The organism is Spirosoma sp., assembly GCF_048594605.1.
Lineage (GTDB): Bacteria > Bacteroidota > Bacteroidia > Cytophagales > Spirosomataceae > Spirosoma.
On sequence record NZ_JBMDWV010000133.1, the window covers coordinates 38,750 to 55,278 of the forward strand.

General features: G+C 45.9%; 11 protein-coding genes and 4 tRNA genes. All 15 read left to right on the plus strand.

Annotated elements, in window-relative coordinates:
* The first annotated feature begins 78 nt into the window (after window positions 1-78).
* On the plus strand, window positions 79-2,100 hold the full coding sequence (locus ACOJS8_RS08380) for a M13 family metallopeptidase (RefSeq protein WP_420148090.1): 2,022 nt from the start codon (window positions 79-81) through the stop codon (window positions 2,098-2,100).
* Window positions 2,101-2,327: 227 nt separating this feature from the next.
* Entirely contained in the window at window positions 2,328-2,747 is a 420-nt protein-coding gene (locus ACOJS8_RS08385; RefSeq protein WP_420148091.1) for a hypothetical protein, read from the plus strand.
* 115 nt (window positions 2,748-2,862) lie between these two features.
* Window positions 2,863-2,948 (plus strand) — tRNA-Tyr (locus ACOJS8_RS08390).
* Between the two features lie 102 nt (window positions 2,949-3,050).
* Window positions 3,051-3,123 (plus strand) — tRNA-Gly (locus ACOJS8_RS08395).
* Window positions 3,124-3,234: 111 nt separating this feature from the next.
* Window positions 3,235-3,306 (plus strand) — tRNA-Thr (locus ACOJS8_RS08400).
* A 141-nt stretch (window positions 3,307-3,447) separates the two neighbouring features.
* On the plus strand, window positions 3,448-4,635 hold the full coding sequence (gene tuf, locus ACOJS8_RS08405; RefSeq protein WP_420148092.1) for an elongation factor Tu: 1,188 nt from the start codon (window positions 3,448-3,450) through the stop codon (window positions 4,633-4,635).
* 112 nt (window positions 4,636-4,747) lie between these two features.
* Window positions 4,748-4,821 (plus strand) — tRNA-Trp (locus ACOJS8_RS08410).
* Between the two features lie 12 nt (window positions 4,822-4,833).
* A complete protein-coding gene (secE, locus tag ACOJS8_RS08415) occupies window positions 4,834-5,025 on the plus strand; it encodes a preprotein translocase subunit SecE (protein ID WP_093832236.1) in 192 nt (63 codons plus the stop codon).
* 14 nt (window positions 5,026-5,039) lie between these two features.
* Window positions 5,040-5,600: a transcription termination/antitermination protein NusG gene (gene nusG / locus ACOJS8_RS08420; RefSeq protein WP_420148093.1), complete on the plus strand. Its 561-nt coding sequence runs from the start codon at window positions 5,040-5,042 to the stop codon at window positions 5,598-5,600.
* A 167-nt stretch (window positions 5,601-5,767) separates the two neighbouring features.
* Window positions 5,768-6,211 carry a 50S ribosomal protein L11 gene (rplK, locus tag ACOJS8_RS08425; protein ID WP_420148094.1) on the plus strand — a complete coding sequence of 148 codons (444 nt, stop codon included), beginning with the start codon at window positions 5,768-5,770 and terminating at the stop codon, window positions 6,209-6,211.
* Between the two features lie 26 nt (window positions 6,212-6,237).
* Entirely contained in the window at window positions 6,238-6,936 is a 699-nt protein-coding gene (rplA, locus tag ACOJS8_RS08430) for a 50S ribosomal protein L1 (protein WP_420148095.1), read from the plus strand.
* 3 nt (window positions 6,937-6,939) lie between these two features.
* Window positions 6,940-7,473 carry a 50S ribosomal protein L10 gene (gene rplJ / locus ACOJS8_RS08435; RefSeq protein WP_420148096.1) on the plus strand — a complete coding sequence of 178 codons (534 nt, stop codon included), beginning with the start codon at window positions 6,940-6,942 and terminating at the stop codon, window positions 7,471-7,473.
* Window positions 7,474-7,529: 56 nt separating this feature from the next.
* Complete coding sequence (gene rplL, locus ACOJS8_RS08440) at window positions 7,530-7,916, plus strand: 50S ribosomal protein L7/L12 (RefSeq protein ID WP_420148097.1); 387 nt, start codon at window positions 7,530-7,532, stop codon at window positions 7,914-7,916.
* A gap of 247 nt (window positions 7,917-8,163) precedes the next feature.
* Window positions 8,164-12,033 (plus strand): DNA-directed RNA polymerase subunit beta, encoded by a 3,870-nt coding sequence (rpoB, locus tag ACOJS8_RS08445; RefSeq protein ID WP_420148144.1) that lies wholly within the window; start codon window positions 8,164-8,166, stop codon window positions 12,031-12,033.
* Window positions 12,034-12,150: 117 nt separating this feature from the next.
* Complete coding sequence (rpoC, locus tag ACOJS8_RS08450) at window positions 12,151-16,500, plus strand: DNA-directed RNA polymerase subunit beta' (protein ID WP_420148098.1); 4,350 nt, start codon at window positions 12,151-12,153, stop codon at window positions 16,498-16,500.
* The last annotated feature ends 29 nt before the right edge of the window (window positions 16,501-16,529 follow it).

Here is a 16,529-nt window from a genome sequence, read left to right on the forward strand (position 1 = left end):
TAGGTTAATCGCTATTGAGCACAGGTTTTCGTCCGCATTACGTATTTTTGTCCTGGTCAACTCAATCATTCTGATTTTATGAAAAAGCGCTTTGCTTTTCTGTTAATTACAGTGCTGGCGGTCGGTATAATGGCCGCTGATCCTCAAAAATTTATTGATCCTCAAAACATGGATTTGTCCGTGAAACCGGGGGATAACTTCTATCAATACGCAAACGGAAACTGGCTTCGGCAAAACGCAATTCCGGCCTCGAAAACATCATGGGGCAGCTTCAATGAGCTACGGGAAAAAAGTCTGGATGCCATGAAGTCGCTGCTCGAAGATGCCTCAAAGACTACTACGAAAGGGCGTTTGTACCAAATGGTTGGCGATTACTACGCAAGTGGCATGGATAGCCTGACCATTGAGAAGCGTGGAATTGAACCCATCAAATCTGATTTAGCACGTATCGATAAGGTGAATAACAAAGCCGCTTTCTTCGATGAATTGGCTTACCAGCGGACGCAGGGCAATGGAATGTTATTTGGTTTCTTTGTTGCACAGGACCGAAAAAACGTATCGAAATACTTACCTCAGCTTAGTCAGGGCGGTACTACGCTTCCCGATCGTGATTATTATTTGAAAAATGATGCACGTAGCGTAAAAATCCGAGATGCCTACCGAGAGCATCTGACCAAAATGTTAGCCTTGATTGGCGAAGAACCTACTCAGGCTTCGCAAGATGCCGACGTAGTAATACGTATGGAAACGGAACTGGCCAAAGCGCAAATGCCGCGCGTTGATTTGCGTGATCCGTATAAAACGTACAACAAATTTACGGCAGCCAGTTTTAGCCAGCAGACACCTGGTATTAACTGGGCAGATCAACTAGAGAAATATGGGGCTAAAGCTCAGGATACAGTTTTGGTACAAAGTCCAGCTTTCTTCCGATCACTTGATAGTCTGGTTACGGCTACGCCTGTTGAGGATTTGCGTACATATATGCGCTGGAACCTATTGAAAGGAGCCGCGCCTTACCTGAGTAATGCATTTGTAAAACAAAACTTTGCCTTCTCAAAAATACTGACTGGCCAAAAGGAGCAGACACCCCGTTGGCAACGTATCAGCAGCCTGATCGATGGTTCGCTGGGTGATTTGCTTGGGCAGCTCTACGTTCAGCAATATTTCAAACCAGAAGCTAAGCAGCGGATGCTGACCTTAGTGGATAATCTGGAAGCCTCGTATAAAGAGCATATTAAAAACCTCGACTGGATGAGCGAGGATACAAAAAAGAAAGCGCTGACTAAGTTGTTGTCCTTCAAACGCAAAATAGGCTATCCTGACAAATGGAAAAACTACGAAGGGGTTAGTATTGCTCGTGATGATTTCTATGGGAATGTAAAATCGGCGAGTAAGTGGCAGTACAATTATATGATCAATCGATTAGGGAAACCTGTTGATCGGACGGAGTGGGGAATGACACCGCCAACTGTGAATGCCTATTACAATCCTGTTAATAACGAAATCGCTTTCCCGGCAGCTATTCTGCAGTTTCCGTTCTTCGATTTTGAGGCTGATGACGCTATCAATTATGGAGGTATTGGCGCTGTAATCGGCCATGAAATGACGCATGGTTTTGATGATTCCGGCCGCCAATATGACGCCGATGGTACGCTACGTGACTGGTGGACCAAAGCAGATGCTGATAACTTTAAAAAGCGTGCGGACCAAGTAAAGGAGCAGTTTTTCGGGTTTAAAGTACTCGACTCGATCAAAGTCAATGGTCAGCTTACGCTTGGCGAAAATCTGGCTGATTTGGGGGGGCTGGCTATTGCCTATGATGCGTTCAAAAAAACGCCACAAGGTAAGTCGAGCGGAAAAAAGAGTCTAATTGATGGCTTCACACCAGATCAACGTTTCTTCTTGTCGTGGGCGCAGGTGTGGCGCATCAATGTTCTACCAGAAACCCAGGCTCAATTAATTTTAGTTGATCCGCATGCGCCGGGTATGTATCGTTGTAATGGACCCTTATCAAACATTAATGCCTGGTATCAGGCCTTCAACATTCAACCGGGCGATAAGATGTATAAGAAGCCTGAAGACCGTATTAAAGTCTGGTAATGTTCCGTGTTTTAGATTCCACAGTCTGTAGGCCTGTTATAGGTAGGACTGTGGAATCTGGAGCTTTAAATCGCATACCAGTTTGACCAAAACTTCAAACGAGCATGCTAAGACTAGGATCATGTATAGGGATTTTGTTGATTATAATCTCCTGTCAATCGAAACCGGAGCAGGAAACCAAAACTGACTCTGCAAAAAGTAATATACAGGAAGATAGTAGCGTAGCATTGACAAAGCGTCCTGCACCTGGTGCTCCTCGTACGGCAGCTGATCGATTAGTTCGGGCGCTTTATTTTGAACATAATAAAAAAGAGAATCCGCTTCGCGAATCAAAAGACCGTGCGCTGATCGAGCAATTTTTTACCAAGCCTACGGCTGAACTAATTTGGAATGATGCGCAGAGAAATGGGGGTAAAGTCAACCGAACAAAAACAAACCTGCTTTTTAATGCTCCGGATCCTATGATTAAAAAGACATGGGTAGAACCAGCGGCAGTAGGGGGGTCAAAAGCTGTTGTCTACGTAACGTTTCTAAACAACAACAAGCCAGAAGGTATTCGAGTAGAGCTAAGTCAGATCGCTAGTCGGTGGCGTATCAGTGATATAATTTATCCTAACGGAAAGAAGCTCACGGAATTAGTGAGATAACACTCATGTGTTTTAAATTATTTTTAAATCACCTGTTGACAACACCGCAAAAACATGTAATTTTGCAACTCCAAACCGGAAACGGGACGGAAAATGTTCTTTAACAGTGATTTTTGGGGAGTTTCCAGAGTGGCCAAATGGATCAGACTGTAAATCTGCTGGCGTACGCCTTCGGAGGTTCGAATCCTCCACTCCCCACCAGAAGAAGTTGAAAAGTTACAAAGTCGTATAGTTGTAAAGCTATTTCAGGTCAGAAGCCACCTTTACAACCATACAATCTTAAAACTCTACAACTTCTTTTTTGCGGAAGTAGCTCAATTGGTAGAGCGATAGCCTTCCAAGCTATAGGTTGCGGGTTCGAGACCCGTCTTCCGCTCAATTGCTGAGTTCTAAAGGTATAGAGTTGAATAGTTATAAAATTAGTAACGCTCAGACGAGAGAAACTTTACGACTGTACGACTTCAAAACCTTACAACTCTATTTTTTTGCCGTTATAGCTCAGCGGTAGAGCACTTCCTTGGTAAGGAAGAGGTCCGGGGTTCAAGTCCCCGTAACGGCTCAAGACTTCTTTTACGGAGTCTTTTTGACGTTTTAAGCCCAAATGGCGTCAGACCTCAAACGGTATGATTTCGCTGGGTTTAATTTAAGTACAGCGAATTCATTCAATAACAAAAACAGTTCACAATAGCGTTTTAAAAACATGGCAAAAGAGAATTTTGACCGCTCGAAACCGCACGTAAATATCGGTACGATTGGTCACGTTGACCACGGTAAAACGACGCTTACGGCTGCCATTACGAAAGTGCTGGCCGAAAAGGGTCTGGCCGCAGTACGGGATTTCTCATCGATTGACAACGCTCCCGAAGAAAAAGAGCGCGGTATCACTATCAATACATCGCACGTTGAATATGCAACGGCGAATCGTCACTACGCACACGTTGACTGCCCAGGCCACGCTGACTATGTGAAAAACATGGTAACAGGTGCTGCGCAGATGGACGGCGCTATCCTGGTGGTAGCTGCGACAGACGGACCAATGCCACAAACCCGTGAGCACATCCTGCTTGCTCGTCAGGTAGGCGTACCTCAGCTTGTTGTGTTCATGAATAAAGTGGACATGGTTGACGATCCTGAGCTGCTCGAACTGGTTGAGATGGAAATCCGTGAGCTACTAAGCTTCTACAACTTTGATGGAGACAACATCCCTGTTATTCAAGGTTCGGCTCTTGGTGGTCTAAACGGCGATGCTAAATGGGTAAAAACCATTGAAGAATTGATGGACAACGTTGATAGCTTTATCCCACTACCTCCTCGTCAAACGGATCTTCCGTTCCTGATGCCGGTAGAGGACGTATTCTCGATCACAGGTCGCGGTACGGTTGCAACGGGTCGTATCGAACGGGGTGTTATCAACTCGGGTGATCCAGTTGAAATTCTCGGTATGGGTGCTGAGAACCTGAAATCGGTTGTTACGGGTGTTGAAATGTTCCGGAAGATTCTGGACCGTGGCGAAGCTGGTGATAACGTAGGATTGCTACTCCGTGGTATTGAAAAAACCGATATCCGTCGCGGTATGGTTATTTGTAAGCCTGGTTCAGTAAAACCTCACTCGAAGTTTAAAGCGGAAGTTTATGTATTGTCGAAGGAAGAAGGTGGTCGTCACACTCCATTCTTCAACAAGTACCGTCCTCAGTTCTACTTCCGTACCACGGACGTAACAGGTGAAATTGCTCTGCCTGAAAATGTTGAGATGGTAATGCCAGGTGATAATATCACGATTGACGTAACATTGATCAATAAAATCGCTATGGAAAAAGGTCTACGTTTCGCTATACGCGAAGGTGGCCGTACCGTAGGCGCTGGTCAGGTAACAGAAATTCTTGACTAGTATTAGATAAATAAAAACAAGTGCATTTCTACACAGGAATGCACTTGTTTTTTAAGATTATTTCGTACTTTTGCAGTCCGTTTCGGGGGCACACTGTTTCGAAATAGTTCAAACGGGTGTAGTTCAAGGGTAGAATAGCGGTCTCCAAAACCGTTGATGGGAGTTCGAATCTCTCCACCCGTGCCAATCCTTACATATATGGACAAGTTTGTATCGTTTCTGAAAGCCTCCTGGGAGGAAGTTCAGCACAACGTGACTTGGCCTAAATTCAGCGATCTCCAATCCAGCTCGACGCTGGTTCTGGTAGCCTCGCTGATTTTTGCGCTACTGGTCGGGTTAATTGATTTAGTATTTGAGAACGGACTGAATGCGTTTTATCAGTCATTCTAAACTGACTTACAAACATGAGCGGCATACAATGGTACGTCATTCGAGCAGTGTCGGGTCAGGAAAAGAAAATCAAATCCTATCTTGATAACGAGATTATTCGACAAAAATTAGACGAAGTGATTCCGCAGGTATTGATTCCAGCGGAGAAGGTATACGAAATGCGTAATGGTAAAAAACGCGTTCGTGAAAAGTCGTTTTTCCCCGGCTATATCCTTATTTCGGCTGATCTGAGTAACAATCGGGCTCTCGATATGATCCTGAATATGCCAGGGGTGCTGGGGTTTTTAGGAAACTCCCAAGTTGGAACAACATCGAAAGTTCCTGTTCCATTACGTCAGGCCGAGGTAAATCGTATTTTAGGTAAGGTTGATGAAGAAACACAGGAAGTTGTAATACCAACTGCTACATACCTTAAAGGCGAAAATGTAAAAGTAGTTGATGGACCTTTTGGCGGCTTCATCGGTACTGTAGAAGAAGTTTTCGACGACCGGAAGAAATTGAACGTCGTTGTAAAAATATTTGGCCGGAATACTCCGGTAGAACTCAGTTACGCACAAGTAGAAAAGGAAAGCTAATTAAATAATTAGTTATCCGTAGTTTGGCATCCTATGCTTCCCTCAGAGGATGACCAGCCAAAACAGTTGATTTGTTACGAAAGGTGTGCGGATTGGTTATGTGACGAACCAGTTAGAAACCTCAGTAGTGACAGGACCGCCCATGCGGTCGTAACTAAATTACCACAATGGCAAAAGAAGTAGGTGGCTACGTTAAGCTGCAAGTCAAAGGTGGGCAAGCTAACCCCGCACCTCCGATCGGTCCGGCTTTGGGTTCCAAAGGTTTAAATATCATGGAATTCTGCAAGCAGTTTAATGGCCGGACGCAGGATAAGATGGGGATGGTATTACCGGTTTTGATTACGTACTATAAGGACAAGTCCTTTGATTTCGTAATTAAAACACCACCTGCACCGGTTCTGCTGATGGAAGCAGCTAAGCTGAAAGGCGGATCTGCCCAACCAAACCGCAAAAAAGTGGGATCAGTATCGTGGGATCAAGTTCGGACAATCGCCGAGACGAAAATGCCCGATTTGAACGCTTTTACGGTTGAGTCGGCTATGAAACAGGTAGCTGGTACAGCCCGCAGTATGGGTATCACGGTGACAGGTACATCGCCCTTTGAGAAATAATCAGACTTGCCTAAGCAAACACAGAGATGGCTAAGTTAACAAAAAAACAGAAAGAAGCGCAATCGAAATACGATTCTTCTAAAGAATACTCGCTCCAACAGGCGGCTGAGATTCTGAAGGAGATTTCGTATACTAAATTTGATGCTTCTGTGGATATTGACGTTCGGTTAGGCGTTGATCCGCGTAAAGCCGACCAAATGGTACGTGGTGTTGCTACGTTACCACATGGTACAGGCAAAACGGTTCGCGTTTTGGTGCTTTGCACCCCGGACAAAGAGAACGAAGCGAAAGAGGCTGGTGCCGATTACGTGGGACTAGACGATTATATTCAGAAAATTGAACAAGGCTGGACGGATATTGATGTAATTATCACAATGCCGAACGTAATGGCTAAAGTTGGTCGTCTGGGTAAAGTATTAGGACCACGTGGTTTAATGCCAAACCCAAAATCGGGTACGGTAACGCCAGAAGTTGGTAAAGCTGTTCGTGAGGTGAAAGCCGGTAAAATTGACTTTAAAGTCGATAAGCAGGGAGCTATTCACACCAGTATTGGTAAAGTATCGTTTACGCCAGAAAAACTGGCTGAAAACGCGCAGGAGATCATTAGTACGTTGTTGAAATTGAAGCCTTCATCGGCGAAAGGAACATACGTAAAAACGATCAACCTGTCGAGCACGATGAGTCCGGGAGTAACGATTGATAAAGGCACGGTAGCCGGAGTTTAAGCCATGAAACGCGAAGAAAAAGGAGCAATTATTGAGGAGTTAGCTGAAAAGTTTCAGACGATTCCCTTCTTCTATATCACGGAAGCTAATGGCATGACGGTTGCTGAGGTCAATACGTTACGTCGGATGTGTTTTGAACGGGGTATTGAGTACAAAGTGGTGAAAAATTCATTCATCAAAAAAGCACTTGAACCTCTCGATGCGGATTACAGTCCGCTCAACGATACGGCACTGCATGGTCAATCAGCCGTGATGTTTCATCCGGAAAACGGGAAAGCGCCAGCTCAGCTTATTAAAGAGTTTCGTAAAACGAGCGATAAACTGAAGTTGAAGGCTGCTTCAATCGATTATAGTCTATTTATTGGCGCTGATCAGCTTGATACACTCATCGCATTGAAGAGCAAGCAAGAGCTGATTGGTGAAATTATCGGTCTGTTGCAATCCCCTGCCAAAAACGTTATTTCGGCTTTGCAAGGTGGCGGTAACAAATTAGCCGGTATCCTCAAAACGCTGTCGGAGCGCGAGGAAGCAGCTTAATTTTCCGGCATTCATTTTTCAATATTGTATCACAATCAAATTTAGAAAATACTACAATGGCAGATTTAAAAGCGTTCGCTGAGCAGCTTGTAGGCCTAACGGTTAAAGAAGTTAACGAACTGGCTGCTATCCTTAAGGATGAATACGGAATTGAGCCAGCTGCTGCTGCTCCCGTAATGGTAGCTGGTGGTGCTACAGGTGGTGGCGATGCTGCTCCGGCTGTTGCTGAGAAAACATCATTCGATGTTATTCTGAAATCGGCAGGGGCTGCTAAACTGGCAGTCGTTAAACTAGTAAAAGACCTAACTGGTCTGGGCCTGAAAGAAGCTAAAGAACTAGTTGACGGTGCTCCGAAACCAGTGAAAGAAGGTGTTGCAAAAGACGAGGCTGAAGCGCTGCGGAAGCAACTTGAAGAAGCTGGTGCTGAAGTAGAAGTTAAATAAGCTACACTCATTCGCATATTACTCCAGGTAGGGGAGGCCAGACCAACGTCTGGTCTTTTCCTGTTTGGAGACTTTTTGTCTAAGCTATTGCAAAAGACAAACTAATTTTTATTGCCTTATGTTGTCTATTTACGCCCCTTAGGTCGGGTGACGTCCGGGGTCTAAATAGCCACTTAGTTCGAGTGCCGTGGCAAATCTTCGCAACGCACTCATTAAGAATCGGTTACGCACTAAACGAAGCACAATCTTGGCGACAAACGCGAAAATCAGTACACGCAAAAATTTTGCGACGATTCAGCCAGTGATTGGGTATCCCGATTTTCTGGATATCCAGGTAAAATCCTTTAAAGATTTTTTCCAGCTTGATACGCCTTCGAACCAACGTTCAGAAGAAGGTCTGTTCAAGGTATTTCAGGAGAATTTCCCTATTTCGGACTCTCGCGAGAACTTTACGTTGGAGTTCATAGACTATTCGGTCGATCCACCAAAATATTCAGTCGATGAGTCTATTGATCGGGGCTTGACATATTCAGTACCGCTGAAAGCTAAGCTGCGCCTTTCAAATAGTGATCCTGATAATGAGGACTTCGAGACGATTGAGCAGGAAGTTTTCCTGGGTAACATTCCGTATATGACTGAGAAAGGCTCTTTCGTCATTAATGGCGCTGAGCGAGTTATTGTTTCTCAGTTGCACCGCTCGCCGGGGGTATTCTTCTCGATGAGCAAGCATACGAATGGTACCAAACTGTATTCTGCTCGGATTATCCCGTTCAAGGGTTCCTGGATAGAGTTCTCGACCGACGTGAACAATGTCATGTATGCATACATCGATCGGAAAAAGAAATTTCCGGTAACGACGTTGCTACGGGCTATTGGCTTTGGTTCGGATAAAGATATTCTAGACTTGTTTGGCTTATCCGAAGAAGTAGCAGCAACGCCTGCTAACCTGAAAAAAGCGATTGGCCGTCGGTTAGCTGCCCGGGTACTGCGTACTTGGACGGAAGACTTTGTGGACGAAGATACAGGCGAAGTAGTTTCTATTAGCCGGAATGAAGTACTCCTCGAACGGGATTCGGTTATTACGGTTGATGATATAGATGTCATTACTGACTCTGGCCAGAAATCAGTTATCCTGCACAAGGAGGACATGAACATGGCCGATTATAATATTATTTACAATACGTTGCAGAAAGATAGCTCTAACTCTGAAAAAGAGGCTGTCGAGCAAATCTATCGGCAACTACGTAACGCTGATGCGCCAGATGAGCAGACTGCTCGTGAGATTATTCAGAGCCTGTTTTTCTCCGATAAGCGCTATGATTTGGGTGATGTAGGTCGTTACCGGATTAACAAAAAGCTCGGTCTGGATATATCATCAGATATGAAAGTACTCACCACGGAAGACATTGTGTCTATTGTGAAGTATTTGATTGGTCTGATTAACTCGAAAGCCGTTGTCGATGATATTGACCACCTCAGCAACCGTCGTGTGCGGACTGTTGGTGAGCAATTATATGCTCAATTTGGTGTTGGTCTGGCGCGTATGGCGCGGACAATCAAAGAACGGATGAACGTTCGGGATAACGAGGACTTCAAACCTGTTGACCTGATCAACGCCCGTACGCTATCATCAGTGATTAACTCGTTCTTCGGTACAAACCAGTTGTCTCAGTTTATGGACCAAACCAACCCGCTGGCTGAGGTGACGCACAAACGTCGCATGTCAGCTCTGGGACCTGGTGGGTTGTCGCGTGAACGTGCTGGTTTTGAAGTTCGTGACGTACACTATACGCACTACGGCCGCTTATGCACAATCGAAACGCCGGAAGGCCCGAATATCGGTCTGATTTCGTCGCTTTGTGTCTACGCGAAAATTAATAGCATGGGCTTTATCGAAACACCGTATCGGGTTATTGAAAACGGTAAAGTGTCGATGGACAAGCCTGTGATGTATTTGACGGCAGAGGAAGAAGATACGCATTATATCGCTCAGGCAAATGCAGGTATTGATGCTAAAGGTAACTTCCAGGTTGATCGTCTGAAAGCTCGCTTCGAAGGTGACTTCCCAATGGCTGAACCTTCGAACGTAACGTTCATGGATATTGCACCTAACCAAATCGTGTCGGTAGCGGCTTCCATGATTCCATTCCTGGAGCATGACGATGCAAACCGTGCCCTGATGGGTTCGAATATGCAGCGTCAGGCCGTGCCTTTGCTACGTCCTGAAGCTCCTATTGTTGGAACAGGATTGGAAGGTCGCGTGGCCGTTGACTCACGAACGCTGGTTATTGCTGAAGCCGATGGTATTATTGAGTTTGTTGACTCAACTAAAATCGTTGTTAAATACAATCTTGACGACGATCAGCTAGCGGTTACGTTTGACGAGGATAAAAAGACATATAATCTGATCAAGTTCCGTCGGACAAATCAGGATACCTGCATCAACCTTAAGCCAACCGTGCTGAAAGGCCAGAAGGTAAAGAAAGGTGATGTATTATGCGAAGGATATGCAACGCAGGCTGGTGAGTTAGCGCTTGGCCGAAACATGAAAGTTGCTTTCATGCCATGGCAGGGCTACAACTTCGAGGATGCTATTGTAATCTCTGAACGTGTGGTGCGAGAGGATATTTTTACCTCGATTCACATTGAAGAGTTTGAGCTGGAAGTTCGTGATACGAAGCGTGGCGAAGAGGAATTGACTTCCGAAATTCCGAACGTATCAGAAGAAACAGTACGTAATCTTGACGAAAACGGTATCGTTCGCGTCGGCACGGAAGTTAAAGAAGGCGATATTCTGATTGGTAAAATTACGCCAAAAGGTGAGAGCGATCCAACGCCGGAAGAAAAATTGCTTCGTGCTATCTTTGGTGACAAGGCCGGCGATGTGAAGGACGCTTCTAAAAAGGCACCACCATCATTGAAAGGTGTTGTTATTGACACTAAACTATTTGCCCGCCCGGCGAAAGAAGAGCGTGGTAAGCATAAAGATGAAGTGAAGTCACTGATGAAAAAATATGGCCGGGAGCTTAATGATTTTCGGGCGCGTATGATTGAAAAAACAGTGACTTTACTGGATGGTAAAACCAGTGCTGGTGTTAAGCATAAATTTGGTGACGAAATCGTTAGCAAGGGTGTAAAATTCAATCGGAAGAATATCACGGAGAATTTGTTCCCGGACAAAAACGCTTATCGTGATGAAAGCGGATATGCCGTACCGGAAGAAGCTAACCTCCTGGCTGATCTTAATCTGAACAGTTGGACGGACGATGAGAAGCTGAACGAAATGGTTGTTTCGTTAGTAAAAAACTACAACAACCGTCGCAGTGAAATCACGGGACGTTTCAAGCGGGAACGCTTTACACTCGAAGTTGGTGATGAACTGCCAGCTGGCATTGTAAAATTAGCGAAGGTATATATCGCCAAAAAGCGTAAGCTGAAAGTAGGGGATAAAATGGCCGGTCGTCATGGTAACAAAGGGGTTGTAGCCCGGATTGTGCGTGATGAAGATATGCCGTTCCTTGAAGATGGTACAAAGGTAGATATTGTACTGAACCCACTGGGGGTACCATCCCGGATGAACTTAGGCCAGATATATGAAACCGTATTGGCCTGGGCTGGTCAGAAATTGGATCGCAAATATGCTACGCCAATCTTCGACGGTGCTACAGAACAACAAGTAGCTGACGAATTGGACGAAGCAGGATTGCCCTCGTTTGGCCGGACGTATCTGTATAACGGTTTGACGGGTGAGCGTTTTGATCAACCTGTTACAGTTGGTATTATCTATATGCTTAAACTCGGCCACTTAGTGGACGATAAGATGCACGCTCGTTCGATTGGGCCATATTCGCTTATTACGCAGCAACCGCTGGGTGGTAAAGCCCAGTTTGGTGGTCAGCGGTTTGGTGAGATGGAAGTGTGGGCATTGGAGGCTTTTGGCGCATCTAATATTCTACAGGAAATTCTGACCGTCAAATCTGATGACGTAGTAGGTCGTGCGAAAGCATATGAGGCTATTGTAAAAGGTGAAAACCTGCCGAAGCCGAACATTCCTGAGTCATTCAACGTACTTGTTCATGAGTTACGTGGTTTGGCACTTGAAATTACATTAGAATAAAAAGTTTTCAGTTTACAGTTTTCTGTCTTCAGTTGGCTGCCGCAAACAATTTCTGCGACGGCTAACTGAAGACAGTAAACAGAAAACTGTAAACTTCACTTGTTAAATCTCCAACCAATGTCGTTCAAAAAGAACAAAAAACTCAATAGCGATTTCCAGAGCGTGACGATCAGCCTGGCATCGCCGGAGTCTATTTTGGAGAGTTCCTACGGCGAAGTGACACAGCCGGAGACTATTAATTACCGGACCTATAAGCCTGAAATGGGTGGCTTGTTCTGCGAGCGCATCTTTGGGCCTGTAAAGGACTGGGAGTGTCACTGTGGGAAATACAAACGAATCCGCTACAAAGGCATTATCTGCGACCGATGTGGGGTGGAAGTGACCGAGAAAAAGGTTCGCCGGGAACGCATGGGCCACATCGAACTGGTGGTGCCTGTCGCGCATATCTGGTATTTCCGTAGCCTGCCAAACAAGATTGGGTACCTGTTAGGTCTTTCGACTAAGAAGCTTGACCAGGTTATATACTACGAACGCTACGTAGTGGTTCAGCCCGGTGTGAAAGCTGAAGACGGTATCAACCAGCTTGATTTCCTGACGGAAGACGAATATCTTGACATTATTGACAAGTTGCCAAGTAGCAACCAGCATCTTGACGACAAAGACCCCAATAAGTTTATTGCGAAAATGGGGGCTGAAGCGTTGGAAATGCTGTTGTCTCGTCTCGAACTGGACGAACTGTCTTACCAATTGCGTCACGCAGCGGCTACGGATACATCGCAGCAACGTAAAGCAGAAGCGCTGAAACGCCTGAAGGTTGTTGAAGCGTTCCGCGAGGCCAACGGACGTATTGAAAACCGCCCTGAATGGATGGTGATTAAGATGGTTCCGGTAATTCCACCCGAGCTGCGTCCACTTGTTCCTCTTGATGGTGGCCGGTTTGCTACGTCTGATTTGAATGATCTTTACCGTCGGGTTATCATCCGGAACAACCGTCTGAAGCGTCTTATCGAAATCAAAGCGCCTGAAGTAATTCTGCGTAATGAAAAGCGGATGTTGCAGGAGGCTGTCGATTCTCTATTTGATAACTCACGTAAGGTGAATGCTGTTCGTTCAGAAGGCAACCGCGCGCTGAAGTCGCTGTCTGATATGCTGAAAGGTAAGCAGGGACGTTTCCGTCAGAACCTGCTCGGTAAGCGTGTCGATTATTCAGGACGTTCGGTTATCGTTGTAGGTCCTGAATTAAAACTGCACGAGTGTGGTCTGCCGAAAGACATGGCGGCTGAGTTGTTCAAGCCGTTCGTTATTCGGAAACTGATCGAGCGGGGCATCGTTAAAACGGTGAAATCGGCTAAGAAAATAGTTGACCGGAAAGACCCTGTTATCTGGGATATTCTGGAGAATGTATTGAAAGGCCATCCCGTACTGCTGAACCGGGCTCCAACGCTGCACCGCCTGGGTATTCAGGCATTCCAGCCGAAACTGATCGAAGGTAAGGCGATTCAGTTGCACCCACTCGTTTGTACGGCTTTCAACGCTGACTTCGATGGTGACCAGATGGCTGTTCACGTACCATTGGGACAGGAAGCTATTCTGGAAGCGTCGTTGTTAATGCTGGCGTCGCACAACATCCTGAACCCGGCTAACGGTGCGCCTATTACTGTACCATCGCAGGACATGGTGCTGGGTCTTTACTACGTAACGAAGGGCCGCAAGAGCACACCAGAATATCCAATATCAGGTGAAGGCATGACCTTTTATGGAGCTGAAGAAGTAATCATCGGTATCAACGAAGGCAAAATTTCGAAGCACGCCAATATTAAGTGTCGGCTAAAAGTCCGCGATGAAAGCGATCAGCTGGTTTATAAAGTAATCGATACCGTAGCAGGTCGGTTGTTGTTCAACCAGGCTGTTCCTGAGGAGGTTGGTTATATCAATGAACTGCTCACGAAGAAAAAGCTGCAACAAATTATTGCGCTTATCTTCAAGATTTCGGGTGGTGCACGGACGGCGCAGTTCCTGGACGAAATCAAAGAACTTGGGTTCCAGATGGCGTTCAAAGGTGGACTTTCTATCGGTCTGAGCGACGTAATGATTCCAGAAGCCAAGCAGCCGCTTGTTGAAGAAGCAAAGGCTGAAGTACAGGGCGTTTGGGACAACTACCTGATGGGTCTTATTACAGAGAACGAGCGTTATAATCAGGTTATTGACATCTGGACGCGCGTAAATTCTCGTCTGACCGAAACGCTGATGAAGCAACTTGAAGCGGATCAGGGTGGTTTCAATTCCATCTACATGATGATGCACTCAGGCGCCCGTGGTTCTCGCGAGCAGATTCGTCAGTTGGGTGGTATGCGTGGTCTGATGGCTAAGCCACAGAAGAACCTGCAAGGCTCCGTTGGTGAGATTATTGAAAACCCGATTTTGTCGAACTTTAAAGAAGGTCTCGACGTATTGGAATACTTCATTTCGACACACGGTGCCCGGAAAGGTCTGGCCGATACAGCTCTAAAAACGGCCGATGCTGGTTATCTAACCCGTCGTCTGCACGACGTAGCACAGGATGTTATCATTAGCGAGGAAGACTGTGGCACATTGCGTGGCCTTCAGGTTTCGGCGCTGAAAGATAACGAAGATATTGTTGAGCCACTTTCTGAGCGTATTCTCGGCCGTACAACGGTTCATGACATCTATGATCCGCTCTCGAAAGAGTTGATTATTGGTGCGGGTGAACTGATTACGGAAGATGTAGCGGCTCAGATTGACGAAACTAGCATTGAAACGGTTGAAATTCGTTCAGTACTGACCTGCGAATCGCGTCAGGGTGTTTGTGCCAAGTGTTACGGTCGTAACCTGGCTTCGGGTCGCATGGTTGACATCGGTGAAGCGGTAGGTGTAATTGCTTCGCAATCCATTGGTGAGCCAGGTACACAGCTAACACTACGTACCTTCCACGTGGGTGGTACGGCTTCGAACATTGCTGTTGATGCTTCGATCAAGGCGAAGTTTGACGGCTTGATCGAGTTCGAAGAAATGCGTACGGTTGAATCGGAAGATGCTGAAGGTAATCCGCAAACGGTTGTTATGGGACGTTCGGGCGAAGTTCGAATCGTGAATCCATCAGATCGTAACCAGGTTTTAATCAGCAACAACGTACCATACGGTGCATTCCTGCGGGTGAAAGAAGGCGATGTGGTGAAAAAAGGTGACGATATCTGTGCCTGGGATCCATACAACGCCGTTATTCTCTCCGAATTGACAGGTACACTGACATTTGATGCAATTGAAGATGGTATTACCTATCGTGAGGAGTTCGACGAACAGACGGGCTTCCAAGAAATGGTGATCATTGAAAGCCGCGATAAAGCAAAAAACCCAGCCATTGTTGTACAGGGCACTACGACTCTAACGCTGCACTTACCGGATAATGATGGTGGGCCGCTACAGAAGAGCTATAACCTGCCGGTTGGTTCGCGTCTGGTTGTGAAGGAAGGTCAGAAAATTAAGGCTGGTCAACCGCTGGCGAAGATTCCACGTAACGTCGGTAAAACACGCGACATTACGGGTGGTCTGCCACGTGTGACCGAATTGTTCGAGGCTCGAAACCCGTCAAATCCGGCTGTGGTAAGCGAAATTGATGGTGTTGTTACATATGGTACTATCAAACGGGGTAACCGGGAGATTTTCATCGAGTCGAAAGACGGAACGAAGAAGAAATATCTTGTACCGCTATCGAAATTTATCCTTGTACAGGATAATGACTTCGTGCGGGCTGGTGCTCCTCTATCTGATGGCGCCATCACGCCAAGTGATATTCTGGCGATTAAAGGCCCAACGGCTGTTCAGGAATACTTAGTGAATGAAATTCAGGAAGTATATCGTTTGCAAGGGGTGAAAATCAACGATAAGCACATCGAAGCTATTGTGCGTCAGATGATGCAGAAAGTAGAAATCATTGACTCAGGCGATACGAATTTCCTTGAAGGACAGGTTGTCGATAAGTGGTCGTTCCGTGAAGAGAATGATAAAGTTCTTGACGCAAAAGTTGTCATGGATGCTGGTGAATCGGTCAACTTCAAACCCGGTATGATTGTAACGAGTCGTCAGTTACGTGATGAAAATTCAAGCTTGAAACGCCGTGATTTGGCTCTAGTGACTGTCCGTGACGCAATGGCGGCTGTATCGCAACCAACGCTGATGGGTATTACGCAGGCGTCGCTGGGTACCGATAGCTTTATCTCGGCTGCTTCCTTCCAGGAAACGACCAAAGTATTGAGTGAAGCGTCGATTCGTGGTAAACGCGATACGTTAGAAGGACTTAAAGAAAACGTTATCGTTGGACACCTCATTCCTGCAGGTACGGGTATTCGTCGTTACCAAAACGCGATTGTCGGTTCGAAGGAAGAGCTGGAATCAATTACTGAATCGCGTGAACAGTTTGCCCGCACCAAAAAACGGGCAACGGTCTAAGTATCAACTTAGTCACATAAGCAAAAAGC

Bases quoted from the DNA above. Each gene is read 5' to 3' on its own strand.
- ACOJS8_RS08380 (WP_420148090.1), top strand. From the start codon at position 79: ATGAAAAAGCGCTTTGCTTTTCTGTTAATTACAGTGCTGGCGGTCGGT.
- tuf (WP_420148092.1), top strand. From the start codon at position 3,448: ATGGCAAAAGAGAATTTTGACCGCTCGAAACCGCACGTAAATATCGGT.
- secE (WP_093832236.1), top strand. From the start codon at position 4,834: ATGGACAAGTTTGTATCGTTTCTGAAAGCCTCCTGGGAGGAAGTTCAG.
- nusG (WP_420148093.1), top strand. From the start codon at position 5,040: ATGAGCGGCATACAATGGTACGTCATTCGAGCAGTGTCGGGTCAGGAA.
- rplK (WP_420148094.1), top strand. From the start codon at position 5,768: ATGGCAAAAGAAGTAGGTGGCTACGTTAAGCTGCAAGTCAAAGGTGGG.
- rplA (WP_420148095.1), top strand. From the start codon at position 6,238: ATGGCTAAGTTAACAAAAAAACAGAAAGAAGCGCAATCGAAATACGAT.
- rplJ (WP_420148096.1), top strand. From the start codon at position 6,940: ATGAAACGCGAAGAAAAAGGAGCAATTATTGAGGAGTTAGCTGAAAAG.
- rplL (WP_420148097.1), top strand. From the start codon at position 7,530: ATGGCAGATTTAAAAGCGTTCGCTGAGCAGCTTGTAGGCCTAACGGTT.
- rpoC (WP_420148098.1), top strand. From the start codon at position 12,151: ATGTCGTTCAAAAAGAACAAAAAACTCAATAGCGATTTCCAGAGCGTG.